At 60.8% G+C, this 19,893-nt stretch carries 17 protein-coding genes; 6 read left to right on the top strand and 11 right to left on the bottom strand.

Annotated features, from left to right (window positions below; translation table 11 throughout):
• Positions 1 to 136 precede the first annotated feature (136 nt).
• The 3 genes from QVF59_RS11990 to QVF59_RS11980 all read right to left on the bottom strand — a co-directional run bounded on the left by QVF59_RS11990 (position 137) and on the right by QVF59_RS11980 (position 3,865).
• Positions 137 to 1,243, bottom strand: a complete 1,107-nt coding sequence (locus QVF59_RS11990) for a 4-oxalomesaconate tautomerase (RefSeq protein ID WP_287880140.1) — start codon at positions 1,241 to 1,243, stop codon at positions 137 to 139.
• 134 nt (positions 1,244 to 1,377) lie between these two features.
• Positions 1,378 to 2,157, bottom strand: a complete 780-nt coding sequence (locus QVF59_RS11985) for an IclR family transcriptional regulator (RefSeq protein WP_287880138.1) — start codon at positions 2,155 to 2,157, stop codon at positions 1,378 to 1,380.
• Between the two features lie 94 nt (positions 2,158 to 2,251).
• Positions 2,252 to 3,865 carry a methyl-accepting chemotaxis protein gene (locus QVF59_RS11980; protein WP_287880136.1) on the bottom strand — a complete coding sequence of 538 codons (1,614 nt, stop codon included), beginning with the start codon at positions 3,863 to 3,865 and terminating at the stop codon, positions 2,252 to 2,254.
• Positions 3,866 to 4,055: 190 nt separating this feature from the next.
• Between QVF59_RS11980 and QVF59_RS11975 the strand changes: the two genes are divergently transcribed.
• Positions 4,056 to 4,715 (top strand): HAD family hydrolase, encoded by a 660-nt coding sequence (locus tag QVF59_RS11975; protein ID WP_287880133.1) that lies wholly within the window; start codon positions 4,056 to 4,058, stop codon positions 4,713 to 4,715.
• Positions 4,716 to 4,791: 76 nt separating this feature from the next.
• On the opposite strand, the gene aroQ is transcribed toward QVF59_RS11975, so the two are convergent.
• Together aroQ and QVF59_RS11965 are read right to left on the bottom strand one after the other, a co-directional pair.
• Positions 4,792 to 5,235, bottom strand: coding sequence for a type II 3-dehydroquinate dehydratase (gene aroQ, locus QVF59_RS11970; protein ID WP_287880131.1), 444 nt, complete (start codon positions 5,233 to 5,235; stop codon positions 4,792 to 4,794).
• 11 nt (positions 5,236 to 5,246) lie between these two features.
• Positions 5,247 to 6,080: a shikimate dehydrogenase family protein gene (locus tag QVF59_RS11965; protein ID WP_159877424.1), complete on the bottom strand. Its 834-nt coding sequence runs from the start codon at positions 6,078 to 6,080 to the stop codon at positions 5,247 to 5,249.
• Positions 6,081 to 6,552: 472 nt separating this feature from the next.
• Here QVF59_RS11965 and QVF59_RS11960 point away from each other — a divergent pair, with 472 nt between their 5' ends.
• Positions 6,553 to 8,181, top strand: a complete 1,629-nt coding sequence (locus QVF59_RS11960; protein ID WP_287880129.1) for a methyl-accepting chemotaxis protein — start codon at positions 6,553 to 6,555, stop codon at positions 8,179 to 8,181.
• Positions 8,182 to 8,256: 75 nt separating this feature from the next.
• Here the strand turns inward: QVF59_RS11960 and efeB are convergent, their stop codons facing one another.
• The 5 genes from efeB to QVF59_RS11935 all read right to left on the bottom strand — a co-directional run bounded on the left by efeB (position 8,257) and on the right by QVF59_RS11935 (position 14,300).
• Positions 8,257 to 9,537 carry an iron uptake transporter deferrochelatase/peroxidase subunit gene (efeB, locus tag QVF59_RS11955; protein WP_287880128.1) on the bottom strand — a complete coding sequence of 427 codons (1,281 nt, stop codon included), beginning with the start codon at positions 9,535 to 9,537 and terminating at the stop codon, positions 8,257 to 8,259.
• Between the two features lie 40 nt (positions 9,538 to 9,577).
• Positions 9,578 to 9,949, bottom strand: coding sequence for a cupredoxin domain-containing protein (locus QVF59_RS11950; protein WP_353851340.1), 372 nt, complete (start codon positions 9,947 to 9,949; stop codon positions 9,578 to 9,580).
• Between the two features lie 99 nt (positions 9,950 to 10,048).
• Complete coding sequence (efeO, locus tag QVF59_RS11945) at positions 10,049 to 10,957, bottom strand: iron uptake system protein EfeO (RefSeq protein WP_287880126.1); 909 nt, start codon at positions 10,955 to 10,957, stop codon at positions 10,049 to 10,051.
• A gap of 35 nt (positions 10,958 to 10,992) precedes the next feature.
• On the bottom strand, positions 10,993 to 11,838 hold the full coding sequence (efeU, locus tag QVF59_RS11940) for an iron uptake transporter permease EfeU (RefSeq protein WP_159877434.1): 846 nt from the start codon (positions 11,836 to 11,838) through the stop codon (positions 10,993 to 10,995).
• Positions 11,839 to 12,113: 275 nt separating this feature from the next.
• Positions 12,114 to 14,300, bottom strand: coding sequence for a TonB-dependent siderophore receptor (locus QVF59_RS11935; protein WP_287880123.1), 2,187 nt, complete (start codon positions 14,298 to 14,300; stop codon positions 12,114 to 12,116).
• 282 nt (positions 14,301 to 14,582) lie between these two features.
• Between QVF59_RS11935 and QVF59_RS11930 the strand changes: the two genes are divergently transcribed.
• Entirely contained in the window at positions 14,583 to 15,920 is a 1,338-nt protein-coding gene (locus tag QVF59_RS11930; protein WP_353851339.1) for a PepSY-associated TM helix domain-containing protein, read from the top strand.
• 11 nt (positions 15,921 to 15,931) lie between these two features.
• On the opposite strand, the gene QVF59_RS11925 is transcribed toward QVF59_RS11930, so the two are convergent.
• Positions 15,932 to 16,942: a GGDEF domain-containing protein gene (locus tag QVF59_RS11925; RefSeq protein WP_287880119.1), complete on the bottom strand. Its 1,011-nt coding sequence runs from the start codon at positions 16,940 to 16,942 to the stop codon at positions 15,932 to 15,934.
• A 378-nt stretch (positions 16,943 to 17,320) separates the two neighbouring features.
• Here QVF59_RS11925 and copC point away from each other — a divergent pair, with 378 nt between their 5' ends.
• The 3 genes from copC to QVF59_RS11910 all read left to right on the top strand — a co-directional run bounded on the left by copC (position 17,321) and on the right by QVF59_RS11910 (position 19,826).
• Positions 17,321 to 17,686: a copper homeostasis periplasmic binding protein CopC gene (gene copC, locus QVF59_RS11920; RefSeq protein WP_159877440.1), complete on the top strand. Its 366-nt coding sequence runs from the start codon at positions 17,321 to 17,323 to the stop codon at positions 17,684 to 17,686.
• The gene (copD, locus tag QVF59_RS11915; protein ID WP_287880115.1) at positions 17,683 to 18,567 is read left to right on the top strand and encodes a copper homeostasis membrane protein CopD; all 885 of its coding nucleotides are present in this window, start codon (positions 17,683 to 17,685) and stop codon (positions 18,565 to 18,567) included. Before copC ends, copD begins: the two co-directional genes overlap by 4 nt.
• A 191-nt stretch (positions 18,568 to 18,758) precedes the next feature.
• On the top strand, positions 18,759 to 19,826 hold the full coding sequence (locus tag QVF59_RS11910) for an NAD(P)-dependent alcohol dehydrogenase (RefSeq protein ID WP_287880112.1): 1,068 nt from the start codon (positions 18,759 to 18,761) through the stop codon (positions 19,824 to 19,826).
• Positions 19,827 to 19,893 lie beyond the last annotated feature (67 nt).

Raw genomic sequence — 19,893 nt, 5'->3', positions numbered from 1 at the left:
CGCAGCTCGTCGTCGGAGATCTTCAGCTCGGACGGCTTGGGGCCCAGCTCCGGGGTGGAGAGGTTGTCGATCTGGCGTTTGCGCCAGTCTTCCAGCGCCTTGGGAGCGGTGGTGTAGTGGCCGTGGATGTCGATGATCATGCTTGCTGTCCTTTCCAGATGGCGGAGGGAATCATGACCTCTCCGCGCATGATGAGCCGTGCGGTGCGCAGCAGCGCTGCGCGGATGACGTGTTGCGGGTTTTCCGGGTCAAGCTCCAGGTCCACCGAGAATTCGCCGGTCGGGTGTTCCACCGAAACCAGATGACGGTGGCCGGCCTGCATCTGCGCGATGCCGTCGGTGACCGAGCCTTCCAGCACACAGGCGGTGCCGACCGTCACCGCCGCCAGCACGCCGATGGCGTCGTGGCAGACGTGGGGGATGAAACAACGGGTGCTGATGCTGCCGCCCTCACGCGGCGGGGCAACCAGGCACATCTTGGGATAGGTTTTCTTGCTGACATCGCCCAGGCCCATCAGGTGGCCGCATTGCAGGCGCAGCGCTTCCAGCCGGGTTTTCAGCTCGGTATCGGCATTCAGTTCGGCCACACTTTCGTAACCGCTGCGGCCCATATCGGCAGCGCGCAGCATCACCAGCGGCATGCCGTTGTCGATACAGGTGATTTCCAGCGCACCCACATCTTCCAGCTGCACCACATCCTTCACCTTGCCGGTGGGCAGCAGGCCGGCGCACACCGAACCGGCGGTATCCAGAAAGTTGATGGTGATGGGTGATGCGCTGCCGGGCACGCCGTCGATACGGGCTTCGCCGTCGTAGCGCATCTGGCCGCCCGGCGTTTGTACCGTCACGTCGCACTGCATGCCGGTATTGAGGGTGAGCACGCGGAAGGTGCTGGTTTCACCCTGCGCCGTCACCAGGCCGCGCTCCAGCGCGAAGGGCACCACCGCCGCCAGCATATTGCCGCAGTTGGGCGTGGTATCCACCGTGTCCTTGTCCGGCTGCAACTGGGCAAACAGGAAGTCCAGGTCCACGCCGGGCTGGCTGCCGCGGGAAATGATGCCGACCTTGCTGGTCAGCGGGTGTGCTCCACCCAGGCCGTCAATCTGGCGGCGGTCGGGAGAGCCCATGACAGCGAGCAGCACACGGTCGCGCAATGCCTGATCCTGCGGCAGGTCGTCTGCCAGGAAGAAGGGCCCGCGTGAGGTACCGCCACGCATGAACAGAGTCGGGATAGAGGTTTGCATGCGAGGATTGTGTTCCCGCGCCATGCATTAAAAAAGAGCACTATCGCTCTATCAGATATAACGTTTTGCTATACATCAAGCCCATGAATGGCAATGGCCCGACAAGCGGGCCATGCATGGAAAAACAGCGCAAATCAGGACTTGAAGTACAACGAGCCCAACGAGGCTTCACCCAGTTCGCGTGCGGCATCCTGCAACAGGCTGCCCAGCTCCGGCAGGCGCTCGGCCGGAATACGGCTGGTGGGGCCGGCCAGTGTCACCACGCCCACCACCTTCTGGTTGAGCGGGTTGATGATGGGCGCGGCCAGCGAGGTCATGCCCGGTTCGTAACTGTCCACCGCCACTGCATGGCCACGCTTGCGGGTGGCATGCAGCACCTCCAGAAAGGCGGCAATGGTGCGCGGGGCATTGGGGCCGTAGTCGTGGCCATTGCCAAAGCCCTGCCGGGCGACAATCTGCAAGGCCTGTTCATCGTCCAGCCTGGATAGCCAGGCCGGGCCGCTGGCGGTGCAGAACAGCGGCGGGTTGCTGCCCATGTCCGGGTCGTAGCGCAGGCCGGAGCGTGCGCCCTGCGCCTTGGCCACAAAGGTGATCAGCTCGTTTTCGATGATGCCCAGCCGCGCCAGCTCGCCGGAGCCACGCGCCAGGTTTTCCAGTATCGGCTGCGACACATCAGCCACGCCGCTGGTGGACAGGTAGATCAGCCCCAGCGAAACCAGCTTGAGCGAAAGCTGGTATTCGCCCTTCTCCGCATGCTGGCGCACATAGCCTTGCTCGATCAGCATGGCCAGCAGGCGGTGTGCACCGCTGCGCGGCATGTTGAGGGTGTCGGCGATGACATGCAGCGGCAGCTGCCCGCCATTACGGGCCAGCAATTCCAGAATTGCCAGCGAACGCTCCATACTGCCTGCCATGTCATCTCCCCTGCTGAATATTGTTCCGGATTGGAACACAGTCCATTTTGATCAGCAAGCCGCCCTGCCCGGTCCCGTTACACAGCGCCTGGCTTCATACCTGAAAACGGGCAACCGATTGCCGCAGGGTTTCGGTCAGTTGCTCCAGCTCGGCCACATGGGCGCAGGCTTCATCCACCGAACGGTTGGATTCTTCCACCCGGCCGGATATCTGCTCGATATTGCGCGCCACGCTGTTGCTGGCCTGGCTTTGCTCGGTGGTGGCGCTGGCAATGCTGCGCACCTTGTCCAGCGCCTGTGCCGAGGCGGTGTTGATCTGCTGCAAGGCTTCCCCGGCCTGCGCTGCCATGTCCACCCCCATCGCCACCTGCGGGGCCATGGCCTGCATGCCTTGCACCACGGCAGCGGTATCGGCATGCACCGCCTGCACCGTGCTGGCAATCTGCGCGGTGGCGGTACTGGTGCGCTCGGCCAGCTTGCGCACCTCGTCCGCCACTACGGCAAAGCCGCGGCCCTGTTCGCCGGCACGGGCGGCCTCGATGGCGGCGTTAAGCGCCAGCAGATTGGTCTGGTCGGCAATATCACGGATGACGCTGGCGATATCACCAATCTGGTCAGTACGCTGCTCCAGCGAGCCGATCAGGCGCGAGGCGTCACTCACCTGCCCGGCTGCCCGGCTGATCTCCGCACCGGCATGCAGCACCAGGGTGGAACCACGCTCTGCCAGCTCTGCCGCACGGGTAGAGTTGGCCTCGGTGTCGCGCGCGCCCTGGGAAATGTGATCAACACTGACCGCCAATTGTTCGATCACCGCCGCGCTGGAGGAGATCGCCGCGGAGGTCAGGCGCGAGGCATCATTGATCTGCGCCATCTGCCCGGCCAGATTATGCGACAGCTGGCCGACCTGGCGGGCGTTATCCTGGATACCGCAAATCAGCGTGCGCAGATTGTCCTGCATCACCGCAATGGAAGCCATCAGGCTACCCGCCGGGGCAGTCGCATCCAGCCGCCGGTTCAACTTGCCGGCAGCAATTTCGCTGGCCAGCTGCGCGGCCTGTTCCGGCTCACCACCCAAGGCACGGTAGATTTTTCGCGCCATCCACACCGCTACCGCGCCAATGGCGGCAAACAGCAGCAGGCCAGTTGCCATATACCGCAGCACCACCTGCCAAAAAGCCGCCTGGATGTCATCGGTCCAGGCACCGAAACCGATAATCCAGTCCCAGCCATCGATACGGGTTACGCCGTTGATCTTCAGCACCTCGTCGCTACCGCCAGGCTTTACCACCATCAACTCGACAAAGCCGATATTCTGCGTGGCCAGCACATCCAGATAGCGGTTGAAGTCATGGCGGCCATCCGGCAGCGGCTTGCCAAAATCCACCTGCCCCACACCCTTGTCACCCGGCAGCACCAGCCCCAGCGCGCCGGTGGTGCGCGCCCACAGATACAGGCTTTTCTCGTAGCGCATGCTGTGCAGGGCATCGATGGCACGGCGCTGCGCCTCAGCACGGCTCAGTTGGCCACTTTGCTCCAGTTGCTGAAAATGCCTTACCTGCTGCCCCGCCAGCGTCAGTACGGTGCGAATGGATTCATGACGCTGCTCCAGCATGGCAGCGCGCAAGGACGCCAGCCCCATGACAGCCAGCAGCAGACCGCCCAGCGCCGCCAGCCCCACAATCAGCCCCAGCCGTGTTGATAGTTTCATGTTCTGTCTCCTCGTGTTTTATATGCAGTGCCGGACAGGCTGTGCCATCATCAGCCCTTGTCACGCCCGCTCAGCCGGCCAGCGCCTGGCGCGCACCATTCTGGTGAATTCGGAGCGGAGAAAGAAGCCATTGCCAGCCATAACAGTTATAACAACTTGCTATGTCTGACAGCCATGTGGAGACAAGCAGGTGTTTAAGATCAAGGCGGTGATTTTTGATTGCGATGGTACGCTGGTGGATAGCGAAAGCCTGTCGGCACGGCTGCTGGGCCGCATCCTGCAGCAGCATGGCCATACGCTGGATGAAGAGATCATCCTGCATTATTTCCGGGGCCGGCCCTATGCGCGCTTTCTGGACGACATCAGCCAGCACTTTCCGCAACTGGACCGTGAACGGTTCAGCCAGCAGTTTCGCCAGCAAAGCCTGCAGTTGCTGGGCAGCCAGTTGCAGATCATGCCCGGCGCGCATGATCTGCTGGCGGCGCTACAGCTACCGCGCTGCATTGCCTCCAACGGCCCGCGCGAAAAAATTGAAACCAGCCTGCACAGCACCGGGCTGAAACCCTATTTTGGCGAAGCCATCATCAGTGCCTACGAAGTAAATGCCTGGAAGCCGGACCCGGCGCTGATTCACCACGCCCTGCAACTGCTGCGGGTAGATGCCGCCGATTGCCTGCTGGTGGAGGACAGCGCCTCCGGCATTGCCGCTGGTATTGCCGCAGGAGTAGCCGTGGCCGGGGTGCACCTGTCCGCCGAAACCGCCGCCCAGTTTGCCGGGCAAATCAGCATCTTCCCCGGCCTGCCACAGCTGGCGGCAGCCTTAGGGCTTTCCCTCCCCCACCGGCAATAGCCAAAAAAAAGCGGAGGAGCCAGGCTCCTCCGCACAGTACTGACTGAGTCAGTTTCGGATTGCTACAGAGAAAAACTTACTGCGCAGCGGTGGCAGCCACGGCGGCGCGCAGGCCCAGGAGATAGCTTTCTGTGCCAAAGCCGCAGATCTGCCCTTTGGCAATTTCGGCAAATACCGACTGGTGGCGGAATGGTTCACGGGCGTGGATGTTGGACATGTGGATTTCCACGATGGGCACGGTCAGGATGGCCAGCGCATCGCGAATGCCATAGCTGTAATGCGTCCAGGCACCGGCATTGATCAGCACCGCGTCCACGCCATCGGCATAGGCCTGATGGATGCGCTCGCACATTTCGCCTTCGTGATTGGTCTGGAAGCTTTCCACTTCCACATCCAGCTCGCGGCCCAGCGCCTGCAGGCGCGCGTCGATCTCGGCCAGTGTCACCGTGCCGTACTGCTTCGGGTCGCGCTTGCCGAACATATTGTGGTTGATGCCATGCAGCATCAGCATTTTCTTCATGATGCCAACCCTCAGTAATTCAGTGTGGCCACAGCACGCAGCTCTTCCGGCGTGGTGCTGCCAAAACCGAAGAATTCCAGATAGGCCGGAATCATTTCAAACAACATGTCGGTGCCCAGCTGTATCGGGCAGCCCTTGGCCTGTGCCGCCGCCAGCAGCGGGGTGATTTCCTTTTTCATCACTACTTCGCCAACAAAGGTGTCCGGGCTGACACGGTCCATGTCAAACGGCAGCGGGTCGTCGTCCTTCATGCCCAGCGGGGTGGCGTTGACGATCAGCTCGAAACCCGCCGGGTCATTGCTGCCCACCGATACCTTCAACTGCGGATAATGCTGACGCAAGCGCCCTGCCAGTGCTTCCGAGGACGCGGTATTGCTGTCGAACAAGGCCATTTCGGCCACACCGGCAGCCGCCAGCGAGGCGGCAATGGCACACCCCACCCCGCCATTGCCGGATACCAGCACCTTGCGCCCCTTGAGCGCAAAACCCTTGCGCTCCACACCACGGACAAAACCGGCACCGTCAAACTGGTCGCCCAGCAGCGTGCCATCCGGGCGGACCAGAATGGCGTTGCAGGCACCGGCAATGGCGGCGGTGGGAGTGATTTCGTCCATCAGTCCCAGGGTGGTGACCTTGTGCGGCATGGTGACCAGTGCGCCACGCAGATTGGTGAACTTGCGGATGCTGGCAACCGCCGCCACATAATCTTCCGGCTTGACGCCAATGGGCATCACCACCGCATCGATGCCCTTGCTGTCAAACCAGGGGTTGTAAATCATCGGAGCCTTGAAGCTCTCGGTGGGATAACCCAGATGGGCAATCAGCGTTGTCTTGCCACTAATCACGCATGTCTCCAATCGTTTTGCTATCGTGATGCGCTTGCATCCGGCGGGATCAAACCGTCCCGTCACATGGCTGCATCATGGGCTGTTTGGCCGGGGCATCCAACAGCAAAATCGCTCTAGCTGATATATCAATATTGATATCTCGGTACAGCAACCCTGCACTCCAGGCATAACATGATGACTGCTTCCATTTCACTGCATACCGCAAGGTACCGCGCGCAGCCGTGGCTGGCCGCCGTTAGCAGCAATTCAATAGCGCAATATTTTTAGCAACAGTTGTGCAGCGCCTTATGGTTAAACCACTTTGCCATCATCACTCTTAATGCTTAATAAATATTTTTTAAAAAAATAATATATATATTAAACATTTATCGTAATTAAGATTTATCTAATTTTTTATCCAATCGCGCTTGCTGGCTTAAGCAAGAAATGCAACCATGAGTGGCTTGATCAACAAAGAAATGAGGCTGGCATGAAGCTGACCATTGCACAAAGACTAAGCTGCACCCTGCTGGTTTGCCTGATCGCCATCCTGACCGTTGCCGGCTTTGCCTATCGCAACATGCGCACGGCACAGGAACAGGTGGAATACATCGACAACAATGTGCTGCCCAGCATTCAGCTACTGTACGAATCCACCATTTACGGCGAACGCCTGCGTATCAACATCCGTGACTACATGCTGGCAGGTGATGCCAGTGAGCGAACCGCCGCCGGCGAGCGCCTGCAAAGCAATGCCAGCAAGGTGGAAGAAGGCCTGAACAACTATGCCGCCCACTTTATTTCAGATGAACAGGACAAGCAGCTACTGGCCACAGACAAATCCCTGCTGAAGCTCTACCTGAACAAGACCCGGGATATCCAGGCCATGGCCGATGCCAGCAATATGGAGGGCATGCGCAAGGAAATTTCCCAAACCGGCGAATTCCGCAATCTGGCCATGAAGTTTACCGAGGCGATGGAAAACCACGTTGCCTACAACAACAAGACAGCCAAGCAGCTGACCGAAGATGGTCAGCGCAATTTCCATCAGGCGCTCAACCTGTTTGTCACCGTCATCGTATTGGCCATCCTGGTGGCTGGTGGCCTTGGCTTCATGCTGGTACGTGAAATCCGCCAGCGCATGCAGGCTTTCCGCGATGGCCTGCGTCATGTGGCACGCGAACTGGATTTCACCCAGCGCATCAAGATCCACCGCCAGGATGAACTGGGCAACACGGCAGAAGCCTTCAACAAGCTGCTGGATACCCTGCAGAGCAGCCTGCAGTCGGTAAAACAGGGCGCACTGACCATTGCCGGCGTGTCCACCGAACTGGCATCTACCGCCACACAGGTTGCCACGGCAGCCCAGCACCAGAGCAGTGCCTCGTCCAATATGGCCGCCACCGTCGAAGAAATGACAGTCAGCGTCAACCACGTGGCAGACCGCGCCAGCGAAGCCAATACCGCTTCGGTAAACTCCGGCGAGCTGGCAGAACAAGGCAAGGCCACCATCAGCAAAGCGGCCAGCGACATCCAGTACATTTCCCGTACCGTGGATACAGCGGCAACACAACTGCGCGGACTGGAAGAAAAGAGCCAGCAGGTGTCCCGCGTGGTGCAGGTAATCCGTGACGTGGCCGATCAGACCAATCTGCTGGCACTCAATGCAGCCATCGAGGCGGCGCGTGCTGGCGAACAGGGCCGCGGCTTTGCCGTAGTGGCAGACGAAGTGCGCAAGCTGGCCGAGCGCACGGCGCAGTCCACCCAGGAAATTTCCTCCACCATCACGGCCATTCTGGAAAGCGCCGAAGTGGCCGTCAAAGCCATGGGGCAGGTAGAAGAAAACGTGGCCGATGGGGTAAGGGGCGCAGCAGAAGCCAATGCATCCATTATCGCCATTGGCAGCGGCAGCCAGCGGGCGGTGGCGCTGGTGGATGAAATCACCAATGCCATCAAGGAGCAAAGCGTAGCAACCACCAGCATTGCCCAGCAGGTGGAAGGCATTGCGCAGATGGCGGAAGAAAGCAGCGCGGCGGCAGGCAATACGGCCAATTCGGCCCAGCAACTGGACAGCTTGTCACGCCAGTTGCAGAGCATTGTCGATGCCTACAAAATCTGACACAGCGTCTTGCATGCAAAATGCCGGCACCAGGTGCCGGCATTTTTTTTAGCTGTCAGGCTGCCTCAGCCGTGCTCAGGCCGTGACTTGCAGCAAGGACTGGCCCAGCCAGGCATTGCCTTCCACTCCGGGCAGGGCAAAGAAATAGCCGCCGCCAAAGGGTTTGATGTATTCCTCCAGCGGTTCGCCATCCAGCCGCTTCTGGGTAGCGATGAAGCCGGTTTGCAGATTGGACTGGAAGCAGATGAATACCAGCCCCATATCCAGTTGGCCGGATTTGGTCAGGCCCAGCGAATAGCTGTAGCTGCGGCGCAGCAGCCGGGCATCGTGGCGGCCATGCAAGCGTGGCTCGGCGCGGCGCATGTGGGAATCCAGCGGCACCTGCCGGCCATGCGGGTCTGCCGCAAAAGCCGGGTCGTCGAATTCGTGCTGCTGGCCCAGCGGTGCACCACTGCCCTTGTCGCGGCCGAAAATGCCCTGCTGCTCGCCCAGCGGGGTACGGTCCCACTGCTCCAGCGTGAAGCGGATCAGGCGAATGGCAACATAACTGCCGCCCTTGGCCCAGGCCGGTTCCTTGTCCTTGCCGTCCACCCACACCAGTGCGTTCATCTGGGCGGCATCGGCGGTTTCGGGATTGCCGGTACCGTCCTTGAAGCCGAACAGGTTGATGGGGGTGCTGCTGTTGCGTACCGCACCGGCTGGCAGGAAGCCGTCCATTTTCCAGCGCGCCGCCAGCTTGTCCGGGCAATGCTTGATAATGTCGCGCACCGCATGAATCACCGTCTCGCGCGAATTGGCGCAGCATTGCAGCAGCAGGTCGCCATCACACCAGGCGGCATCCAGCGCATCATTAGGGAAAGCCTGCATCTGGCCCAGATGCCGTGGTCGCTGTGACTGCAGGCCGAAACGCCCGTCAAACAGCGTAGCGCCCACCGCCACGGTGATGGTGAGCCGGTCCGGGGCCACGGTATCGCCCAGCAGGCCGGAATCCGGCGGCGGCAGCTTGGGCGGGCTAACGGCAGCCGGGCCGCCACGGGTGAGAAAGGCAATGCGCTCGGTCAGCAGTTGCAGGGTTTGCTGCAGGCCCTGGCGGTCTTTGGCCAGTACATCGAAGGCAATGAAAATGGCTTCTTGCGGCGCAGCCGTGGTAATGCCGGCCTGATGTGCGCCGCGATACGGCACCACTTCGCTTGCCGGATCAGCCGGGCTGGCCAGTTTGCCAAACCAGGCCCCGGCTCCCAGCCCGCCAGCCAGTAGACCGCCGCCAAACAAACCGGCACCGCGCAGCAGCTTGCGGCGCTGGGGGTTGGCGATGGTGGAGGAGTTGGCAATGGCGGGCTTGTCTTGTTCTGTCATGACGTAAGGTCTGTCTATGTGGTGCTGCCGGGCAGCGTGTTCATTCAACAATCAGTACACCGTGCGGATTGCTCAGCAAGCCGCAGGTCATTTCGTATTTGCCGGGTTCCAGTTTTGCGGTCAGCTTCTGGCTGAAGCCGGGGGCGATGTTCTCGCGCTCCTCCACCACGTACACGCCCTTGAGGATTTCCCACTCCACGGCGCGGGCGCTGTTGTTCTTGATCAGAAACTGGGTTTTGCCGCGCTTGACGGTAAGCTGCATCGGCTCGCAGGCCTCATCCGTCACCCCGACATTGACAACAGGGATGGTCGGGGCCGCACTGGCTTGGCTGGCGGTGGCCGGAGCCGGGCCTTGCTTGCTGCAGGCAGCCAGCAAACCAAGCAGCAGGCACAGGGGTAATGCTTTGATCATGAAGGTGTCCTGAATGCAGCCGGGCAGCCGCTGGCCGCCCTGACTGGCTGACAGAAACTGCCCCGTGCCATGCGCGGCAACGGGGCAGGATGAGGTGGATCAATCCAGGCCCAGCACGCCGCGCAGCTTGGACAGGTCTTCGGCCAGGGCGGTAATCGGGCCCTTCATCGCGGTACGGTCGGCGTCGGTCACCTTGTCGTAACTGACAAAGCCTTTTTTGTCTTCGCTACGGTATTTGTCCAGCAGGCTGTCCACGGTCTTGAAGTTTTCATCCACCTTGGCCAGCAACTCCGGGTTGGCCTTCTGCAGCAGCGGGCGCAGCAGTTCTACAATTTTCTGCGCGCCGTCGACATTGGCCTGGAAGTCCCACAGGTCGGTATGGCTGTAACGGTCCTCTTCCCCGCTTACCTTGGTCTTTGCCACCTCTTCGATCAGGCCGGCAGCGCCGCCCACCATTTTGGCCGGCGGAATATCCAGCGTGGCCACCCGCTTGTTCAGCTCGGTGATGTCGGCCACCAGCTTGTCGGCGTACTGGGCCTGGCCCTTGGTGGTGTGGTCGCCGAACAGGGCTTTTTCCAGACGGTGGAAGCCGGTGAATTTGGGATCTGCAGCCTTTTGCTTGAAGTCGTCTTCACGGGCGTCGATGGCGGCATCCATGTCGGAGAACAATTCGGCAATCGGCTCGATGCGCTCGTAATGCTGGCGGGTAATGGCGTACAGGCTCTGTGCCTTCTTCAGCTCGCCAGCCTTGATGGCGGCGGCAAACGCCTTGGACTGGGTCAGCAAACCGTCCAGCTCGGTGCTCACATATTGCTTGTAGTCGGCAATCGGGCCGGCCAACTGGGCGGTGTAATCCACGGCAGGGGCCGATGCTGCTGCGGCAGAAGCTTCAGCAACCGGCGCACTGCCGGCCTGGGCCGCAGGTGCTTGCTCGGTTTTGCCGCAGGCAGCCAGCGTGGATACCAGCAGCGCCACTACGGACAACTTGAACAGGGCATGGTTTGCCATCAATGAATTTCCTTCAGGATTGGTGAGCGGTGATTTCAATGGGAGTGCAGCGTGGCACGGGACGAGCTGGCGGCTGGCTTGCTGCCGCGCATGAACAGGAACAGCGCCGGCAGCAGATACAGCACCCAGGCCAGCAGCTCGCTGACGGTGGGGGTGTCGTTGTAGCCGAACATGCCGGACAGAATCACCCCCAGCGGGGTGTCGATGGGTAAGATGTGGCTCAGGTCGAACACCACGCTTTGCAGCTGATTCCACAGCCCGGCCTCATGCAGGGCCTTGATGGCACCGGCCAGCAGGCCGGCTGCCACCAGGATGATGAACATGCCGGTAAGGCGGAAGAAGCGGCGCAAATCGATACGCACCCCGCCCTGATAAATGCCCCAGCCTATGGCCACGGCAACCGCCAGTCCCAGCAGGGCAGCCAGCCAGGCCAGCGGGTTTTCCGCCTGTTGCTGGAATGCCGCCAGCAGGAAAAACACCGATTCCAGCCCTTCGCGCGCCACGGCAAAAAAGGCCATGCCGATCAGCGCGTAAGCCTGACCGCGGCCACGGCCAAGGGCAGCGTCGATGGAGTTGTGCAGCTGGCCCTTGATGGAACGGGCGGCCTGCTTCATCCAGAACACCATGGAGGTGAGGATGCCAACGGCAATCAGCGCTACCACGGCTTCAAACAGTTCCTGCTGCTTTTGCGGGAATTCCTGCTCGGTCATTTCCAGGGCAAAACCCACGCCCAGGCTAAGCAGGCAGGCCAGCACAACGCCCAGCCACACGGCGGGCATCCAGCGCTGCTGGCCGGACTGGCGCAGATAGCTGGCGATAATGCCGACGATCAGCGCGGCTTCCATGCCTTCGCGCAACATGATGAGAAATGGGATGAGCATGATTGTGAATATTCTTAAAATGAGAATCATGCTCATTCGCATTTGAACTGTCAACGAAAATACCTGTCACGCCGCCTGCAGCGCAATACTCCTTAACAAAGCCAGCACCCCTACCCGCCCTGCCATGAAAAAAGCCAGCTGGCACAAGGCCGGCTGGCTGCAGATTGTTAACAAACGCCATCTCGCTTTCCGGAAAGAAAGTGAGGCTCCCTTGCAGGGCAAGGGTGGGGGGATTGGGAATAGACGGGGCGCAGGGCTCCGTAGCGGAATAAAACTCAGTATTTCCACTTCACCGATACGCTGGCATTCACCGGGGCAGCGTAGTAGGACTGATCCCAGTACACGCTGGTCAGGTATTTGCGGTTCAGCACGTTGTACAGATTGGCGGCCACCGTCAGGTGTTTGTCCACCTCGTAGCTGGCCATCAGGTTCCATACCGAGTAGCCGCCCTGATAGGCTGCCGAAGTGCTGCTGTAGCGGGTTTCGCTCTGGTAGTTGAGGCTGGCACCCAGTTTCAGCTGCTCCAGCTGCGGCACGCGCCAGGTGGTGGACAGCCGTACCTGACGGCGCGGCACGTACAGGCGTACATCGTCGCCGTTTTCGCCGGTGATCTGCTGTGCCACCATGCCCAGGCTAGCCTGCCAGTTGTGCGCCAGCTCGCCGGAAACATCAAACTCCACGCCCTTGGACTTGGCGGAAATCCCGCGGTAGTAAGCCTTGCTGCCCACGTAACCGGCCTGTTCGGCAATATTGTCCTGCTGAACTTCAAACAGCGACAGCGAGGTATTGAGACGACGCTGGAAGAACTCGCCCTTCAGGCCGATTTCCTTGCCGGTGCCGCGGGCGGCAGCCAGGGTGGCACCGCTGGCGTCGGTCTGGGTTTGCGGGTTGAAAATCTTGGCCACGCTACCGTAGGCGGAAATCTGCTCGGTCAGGTCTACCACCAGGCCAACGTAAGGCGAGGTGGCCGACTGGTCCAGCGCATGGCCAACGCCATAGCTGTAACCGCTGGAGCTGGCCTGGGTGTAATTGGCCCCCAGCAGCAGTTTTAGCGGATCAGCCAGATTCAGCCGGGTGGCAGCGTACAGGGTTTTGCGGGTATCGACATAGCTGCTGCCGTCCACGCTGGCGTCGAAGCTGGGCATGGCATAGCTGCCGTTGAAGGCGGTGGAGCCAAACAGCTCGGTGCCGATGCCTGCGCCGTAATGGCTGACATCCGTCAGGCGCGAACGCGACAGATTCACCCCAAGGTTAAAGTCATGCTGGCGTTCGGCCAGTGTGTACTTGCCACCCAGATTGCTGTCGAAATACACCTGCTTGTTACTGCTTTCGTAGCGCGAGGGATAGGCATACAGTCCGCCACCGGTCGTCTTGTTTGGCGTGCCGTACACGTAGAATAGTGCGCTGTCGGTATCAAACTGGTTGTAACCCAACGTGCTCTTCCACTGCCAGCCGTTGTCCAGCGCATGGGCCAGCTCGGCAAAAACACGCTGTTCGGTGGTATCCATATAGGACCAGTCGGTGGCCGTACTAGTACCGACCGGGTAGTTGGTGCTGGAACCATCGCTGTAGGACATCGGCAGCGCACCCCACATCGCACCCTTGCCGTCTTCCTTCTGATAGCTGTAGCCCAGCGTCAGCACGGTTTTGTCGCTCAGCTTGTTTTCCAACACGCCGTAAAACACATCGCGGGACGGTTTGTAGCGGTCCAGATAGGAATGGCCATCCTCATGTGCGGCCACCACACGACCGGTCACTGTCCCCTCCTGGTTCAGCGGGCCGGAAACATCCACGTCCAGCCGCTTGGTATCCCATGAGCCAATGGTAAGGCCGGCGGATGCCTGGAAATCATCAGTCGGGCGCTTGCGGATGAAATTGACCGTGGCCGACGGATTGCCGGTGGAGCTGGACAGGCCGTTGGCCCCGCGCACTATTTCGATACGGTCGAACATGGCGGTATCGATATCGCCGTATTGCAGGCTGTAGGTCATCGGCACGCCAATGCCGTCCATCTGGAAATTGGTGATGTCAAAGCCGCGTGCGGTGTAGTAGGTACGGTTGGTTTCCACCTTCTCCACCGTCACCCCGGTGGTATTGGCCAGCACATCGTTGATGGTATTGAGGTTGAAATCTTCCATCTTGGCATGCGTCACCACCGATACCGCCTGTGGGGTTTCACGCGGGCTCAGATTCAGCCGGGTGGCGGAATCGCTGTGCTTGATGGTGTAGGTATCCTGCTTTTCCGTGGGCAACTGGGCGGTGGGCACTTCTGCCGAAACTGTTACCGCTGGCAACACGGCTACATCCGCAGCCTTGCCTGTGGCAGCAGCCGTGGCGGCATCATCTGCGTAAGCCTGACTGGCAACACCAGTCGCAGCCAGCATGACAGCCAGGCAAAGCGGGCGCAGAGTAAAACCGGAAGTAAAGGGAGCATGTGCGGCAGCAGGCCGGTGAACTTGCATGATGTGGGAATCCAGAGTGTTAAAAATCAGAGCGAGCCGTCTGTTTTTTGTTAATGATAATGATTCTGATTTACATTCTCAGTAGAAATACTAAGCATTGTCAATCGCCTTTACATAGCGGCAACAGACATCCCCCTGGGCAGGGCAGGAAAATTCCAATCAATATAGTAATGATTCGCATTTGCATATAAACTGCACGCCACAGCACAAGACCCTCTCACCAAAGGGTTCGGCCTGTCTGCCGAACCGGCTTGCATCGGCCCACCCACCCGCCCCTTACCCATGACGACTGCACAAGGCATGAAACCGCATTTCCGACAAAGCGCTGTCCTCATCCACCGCTGGCTTGGCCTCACAATGGCAGGCTTTCTGCTGCTGGCCGGCCTCACCGGTGCCATCCTGGCATGGAACGAGGAGCTGGATCACTGGCTGAACCCGGAGCTGTTCTTCACCCCGCCCGCCGCAGCCGGCACCCGCCCGCTAGACCCGCTGCAACTGCGTCAGACGGTGGCAGCCGCCTTTCCGGATGCGGTGGCGGCCATGGTGCCGCTGGAACAGCAAGCAGGACGCAGCATGATTTTCTGGCTGTCCGGCCTGCCCAAGTCCGACGGCACCCTGTCCGAGCCCGCCAATAACCAGGTGTTTGTCGATCCGTACAGCGGCAGGATTCAGGGCGCGCGCAAATGGGGTGACATCAGCCAGGGCAGCAAGAACCTGATTCCTTTTATCTACCGCCTGCACTACTCGCTGGCGCTGGGTGACCTGGCCACCACCATCTTCGGCATCATCGCCCTGCTGTGGACGGCCGACTGCTTTGCCGGTGCCTGGCTCACCTTCCCGGCACCGCAACGCAAAGCCGGCAAGCCCGTTCCGGCTGATGTGCAGCAAACACGCAAGAGCTGGCTGCAACGCTGGGCGGTGTCATGGAAAATCCGCCGTGGCGGCGGCAGCTACAAGCTGGTGTTTGACTGGCACCGTGCGGCATCACTCTGGCTGTGGGCCATGCTGCTGGTGCTGGCCTGGAGCAGCGTGTCATTCAACCTGCCGTCTGTGTACAAGCCGGTGATGGCAACACTGTTTACCACCCAGACCGAGCCGGATGAGGTAGCGCCAGGCCGCGCCAGCCAGCTGCCACCACGGCTGGACTGGGAAGCCGCCCGCAGCCGGGGACGCGAGCTGATGACCCGGCTGGCTGCCAGCAAGGGCTTTGCCATTCTGGAAGAAGACGACCTGTTTTATGACAGCCGCACCGGCCTGTATGGTTTCAGCAGCCGCAGCAGCCTGGATGTCAGCCGCCGCTGGGGCAGCACCGTGGTGTATTTTGATGGCGATACCGGCCGCGACCAGGGTGCCTGGCTACCTACAGGCCGCGCCAGCGGCGATACCATTCACAGCTGGCTGGTGAGCCTGCACATGGCGGCAATAGGCGGCCTGCCCTACAAGGTATTCATCATGCTGCTGGGACTGGTGGTGGCATCGCTCAGCGCGACCGGCGTGGCCGTCTGGTGGAAAAAACGGCAAGGGCGGAAAAAGGCAGCGCACAATGCGATGGAACGTAAGGCAGGAGAACGGGGAAAAGTACAGGCGGCCAGCCGGCAGGAAAGCGCGGCACAACCCTGATGCTGTGTCGGCTAACGCAACTTGCGGCTGTGTTTTACCTGATACATCAGCGCATCCGCCTGGTGGATGGCGGCTTCGATCCCGACATGGTCCGGCGGCAGCGCCGCCACGCCAACGCTGGCACCGCCATAGCTGACGGTTTGGCCGGCAAACTCATAATGGCCCACCAACAGCGCAGACAGCCGCTGCTGCATGTGCCATGCCGCCGCGTCGGCATCGGCTTCGCCCACTGTCGGTCCGGGGCCGACAAACAGGAATTCATCCCCACCCATTCTGCCGATCAGGTCGGCCGAGCGCATGCCAGCCTGCAGCCGCAGGGCTATGGCACGCAGCAGATCATCACCGCCCTGATGGCCGTAACGGTCATTGATGTCCTTGAAACCATCCAGATCGATCACCCCCACCAGAACATGAATGCGGCTGCGGCTGGCCAGCGCCAGCATATGCTCCAGTTCGGCAAACATGGCGCGGCGGTTGGGCAGGCCGGTCAGCAGATCGGTCAGCGCATGCGCAGCCAGCTGGTCATTGGCAGCCTGCAGCTTTTCCACCAGCACTTCCCGCTCAATGAAATTGCCGACGATATTGGCAAACAGCTGGAACAGTACCTCGACATTCGGCGCAATGGCCAGCTTGCTGGTGCTGGCGGCACACAAAGTCCCCATCAGTTCGCCGTCACCGTTATTGATGGGCGCACTGACATAGGTCTGGATTTGCAACTGTGCCGCCGCTGCCGAATCCGCCCACAGGGCAGGAACGGCATCGCAAGCCAGTTGACCCATCTCCAGCGCCCGCTTGCACAAGGTATCCGCCCAGGGAACCTCCATGCCCTCGGCAATCTGCAATGTGCCGCTATTACGGGCAAAACGGATGCGCTGGGTATGCTGTTCCAGGTCGATACCGGTCAGATAGGTCGACTCCATGCCGGTAATGGTGCCAAGCATGCTCAGCATGGGCCGCACCAGCTGATCGATGGTCTCCGCGGTATTCAACGAGGAGGAAAGCTGTTTCAGGATGCGATCCATAAAGCACCTGGAATGGAAGGGTGGGCATGAGAAAAACTGGGATACATCATGCATCGGAATGCCTGCATTATAGGGCAAGTGCCGGCTTGCTTCACCCCTGGCAGCCCCGTTGGCATTGCCTGCCATGCGGTACATACCCTCTCCGGCTGCGACAATTTGCCACAGGCGGCAGCGCAGCTACTTGCCTAAAATGGCACTTTTCCGCTTTCCTTGCGGGCAGCACCGGCCTGATGCCTGAGTCCGGCTTGCTCCAGATCAGTTTTCTGCCATCCCATCCCCGGGCTGACTACCAGAGCAGTGGCTGATGCGTTAGCATCCTGCCTCTTCGGCTGGCGCCATGCCGCATCATCCATGCCTTTTGACCCAACAGGAGTTGTCATGCTGCATTTTATCCGTTCATCCATGCTGATTGTTGCTGCCAGCCTGCTCACCACCACGTCTGCCTGGGCGCATGCTCATCTGAAAACCACCGCCCCGGCAGCCAATAGCGTGGTCAGCACCCCGGCCAGCCTGAGCCTGAGCTTTACCGAAGCGCTGGATGTGAAATTCAGCGGCGTCAAACTGCGCAATGCCGAAAAACAGGACATCACCCTGGGAGAGGCCGTGCTGAGTAATGGCGGAAAAACCCTTATCGTGAAACCGGCCCAGCCCCTGCCGGTGGGCAGCTATCAGCTGGAATGGCATGTGCTGTCGGTGGATGGCCATAAAACCAAGGGTACTTACAGCTTCAGCGTGGGCAAGTGAGCACTGCAGACTACCTGCTGTGGCTGTGCCGCTGGCTGATCGATGGCGCAGCCCTGTGGCTGTGGGGCAGTGCGCTGTTTCTGCTGGCGCTGGTGCCTGCCGATTTGCGCATGCGCATCTGGCAGGAACAGGCTGTTGCTTACCGGCGGGCCAGATTGGCCATCCTGCTGGCCACCCTGTGCGTCTTGCCCCTGCACAGTGCCATTCTGACTGATGGCTGGGCTGACAGCTGGCAGCCTGCCACCTTGCTGGGCGTGGCGCGCGATACCGGCATGGGCCAGGCATGGTGCTGGCAACTGGCAGCCGCCCTGACATTGTGGCTGTCCGGTCGCCACCGTGCTGGCGTGTCCTCTCCCGGCCTTACTACCCTGACCGGTGCCAGCGTACTGGCCAGCCTTACCCTCAGCGGCCATGCCGCCATGCATGGCGGCGGACTGGGTCTCGCCCACAGGTTTAACGACCTGCTGCACCTGCTCAGTAGTGGCGCCTGGCTGGGTGCCTTGCCACTGGTGCGACAGCTGTTGCGCCAGCCCGCGCCGGCACCGCAAACCGTATTGCGGCAGATCATGCTGCGTTTTTCCAGCATCGGCCATGGCGTGGTGCTGGTGGTGATTGCCAGCGGCCTGGGCAATCTATACCTCATCAACGGCAGCCTGCTGCCGGACAGCTTGTCGCCTTACACCACCCTGCTGGGTCTGAAGCTGCTGATGGTGGCCGGCATGACGCTGCTGGCGCTGTACAACCGCTACTACCTGGTACCGCGCATGGCCCGCGACGCCCACGCCCTGCCCTGCTTCCGTCGCGCCGTACGGGTGCAGATTGCCCTCAGCCTGCTGGCGCTCGCCTTGCTAGCCAGTCTGGGTACGCTGGACCCGCACTGAATTCCGCCAGCTGACAACAAAACCTGCCCTGATTTGCAGAATCAGGCAAGAACACCGCAGGACTGTGATACCGCCCCGTCCTCGCCCCCTCCTACACTGCATGGCTGAAAAAAACCTGTTGTCTGCCCTGCCACCCGGACAAGGCAGCCGCTGCACCGATGACTTCCGGTGCCGACCTTCAAGGAAATCCCATGACAGAACGCAAAGTCAAAGCCTATGCCGCCACCTCGGCCACTGCACCGTTGGGGCCTTATCCGATCAAGCGCCACCAGCTGCGCGATCATGATGTGGAAATCGACATCCATTACTGCGGGGTGTGCCACTCCGACCTGCATACCGCGCGCAATGACTGGAACTGGACGGTCTACCCCATCGTGCCGGGGCATGAAATCATCGGCAAGGTAGTCGCCGTTGGCAGCAAGGTGAGCCATTACCGCCTGGGCGATACCGTAGGCGTGGGCTGCATGGTGAACTCCTGCGGTCATTGCGCCGCCTGCGACGAAGGCTTCGAGCAGCATTGCCATACCGGTGCCACCTACACCTACGGCTGGCCGGACAGCAGCGAGGAAGGTGGCATCACCCAGGGCGGCTATTCGGAAAAGATCGTGGTGAACCAGAACTTTGTGCTGCGCGTGCCGGATACGCTGGACATGGCCGCCGCCGCGCCGCTGCTGTGTGCCGGCATCACCACCTGGGCACCGCTGCAGGAAGCCGGCATCGGCCCTGGCAGCCAGGTGGCCGTGGTAGGCCTGGGTGGTTTGGGCCATATGGCCATCAAACTGGCCCGCGCCCTGGGCGCCGAAGTTACCCTGATCACCCGGTCGGCGGGCAAGGAAGCCGATGCGCTGCGCCTGGGTGCCAGCAAGGTAGTACTCAGCAGCGATGCCGCGCAGATGGCGGCGGTAGCCAATCAGTTTCACCTGATCGTGGACACCGTGCCCTACGCCCACGACCTCAACCCCTATCTGCCCACGCTCAGCCACAAGGGCAAGCTGGTACTGATCGGCTATCTGGGGCCGCTGGAACCGGCGCTGGATTCGGTGGTGATGATCATGGGCGGGCGCAGCGTGGCCGGCTCGATGATAGGCGGCATTGCCGCCACCCAGCAGATGCTGGACTTCTGCGGCCAGCACGGCATTGGTGCGGATATCGAGCTGATCCGCATGCAGGACATCAACCAGGCCTATGAGCGCATGCTGGCCAGTGACGTCAAATATCGCTTCGTCATCGACATGGCATCGCTGAGAAACGCCGGCTAAGTACAGCCGGTTACGCAACAAGGCCCCCACCGTGGCGGGGGCCTTGTGCCATCCTGCCGGCCCAGCC

Source organism: Aquitalea sp. (genome assembly GCF_030150775.1).
Lineage (GTDB): Bacteria > Pseudomonadota > Gammaproteobacteria > Burkholderiales > Chromobacteriaceae > Aquitalea > Aquitalea denitrificans.
Note: the sequence above shows the minus strand (reverse complement) of the source record. Positions and strands in the feature narration are given on the sequence as shown.

Bases quoted from the DNA above. Each gene is read 5' to 3' on its own strand.
- QVF59_RS11990 (WP_287880140.1), bottom strand. From the start codon at position 1,243: ATGCAAACCTCTATCCCGACTCTGTTCATGCGTGGCGGTACCTCACGC.
- QVF59_RS11985 (WP_287880138.1), bottom strand. From the start codon at position 2,157: ATGGCAGGCAGTATGGAGCGTTCGCTGGCAATTCTGGAATTGCTGGCC.
- QVF59_RS11980 (WP_287880136.1), bottom strand. From the start codon at position 3,865: ATGAAACTATCAACACGGCTGGGGCTGATTGTGGGGCTGGCGGCGCTG.
- aroQ (WP_287880131.1), bottom strand. From the start codon at position 5,235: ATGAAGAAAATGCTGATGCTGCATGGCATCAACCACAATATGTTCGGC.
- QVF59_RS11960 (WP_287880129.1), top strand. From the start codon at position 6,553: ATGAAGCTGACCATTGCACAAAGACTAAGCTGCACCCTGCTGGTTTGC.
- efeB (WP_287880128.1), bottom strand. From the start codon at position 9,537: ATGACAGAACAAGACAAGCCCGCCATTGCCAACTCCTCCACCATCGCC.
- QVF59_RS11950 (WP_353851340.1), bottom strand. From the start codon at position 9,949: ATGATCAAAGCATTACCCCTGTGCCTGCTGCTTGGTTTGCTGGCTGCC.
- efeO (WP_287880126.1), bottom strand. From the start codon at position 10,957: ATGGCAAACCATGCCCTGTTCAAGTTGTCCGTAGTGGCGCTGCTGGTA.
- efeU (WP_159877434.1), bottom strand. From the start codon at position 11,838: ATGCTCATCCCATTTCTCATCATGTTGCGCGAAGGCATGGAAGCCGCG.
- QVF59_RS11935 (WP_287880123.1), bottom strand. From the start codon at position 14,300: ATGCAAGTTCACCGGCCTGCTGCCGCACATGCTCCCTTTACTTCCGGT.
- QVF59_RS11930 (WP_353851339.1), top strand. From the start codon at position 14,583: ATGACGACTGCACAAGGCATGAAACCGCATTTCCGACAAAGCGCTGTC.
- QVF59_RS11925 (WP_287880119.1), bottom strand. From the start codon at position 16,942: ATGGATCGCATCCTGAAACAGCTTTCCTCCTCGTTGAATACCGCGGAG.
- copC (WP_159877440.1), top strand. From the start codon at position 17,321: ATGCTGCATTTTATCCGTTCATCCATGCTGATTGTTGCTGCCAGCCTG.
- QVF59_RS11910 (WP_287880112.1), top strand. From the start codon at position 18,759: ATGACAGAACGCAAAGTCAAAGCCTATGCCGCCACCTCGGCCACTGCA.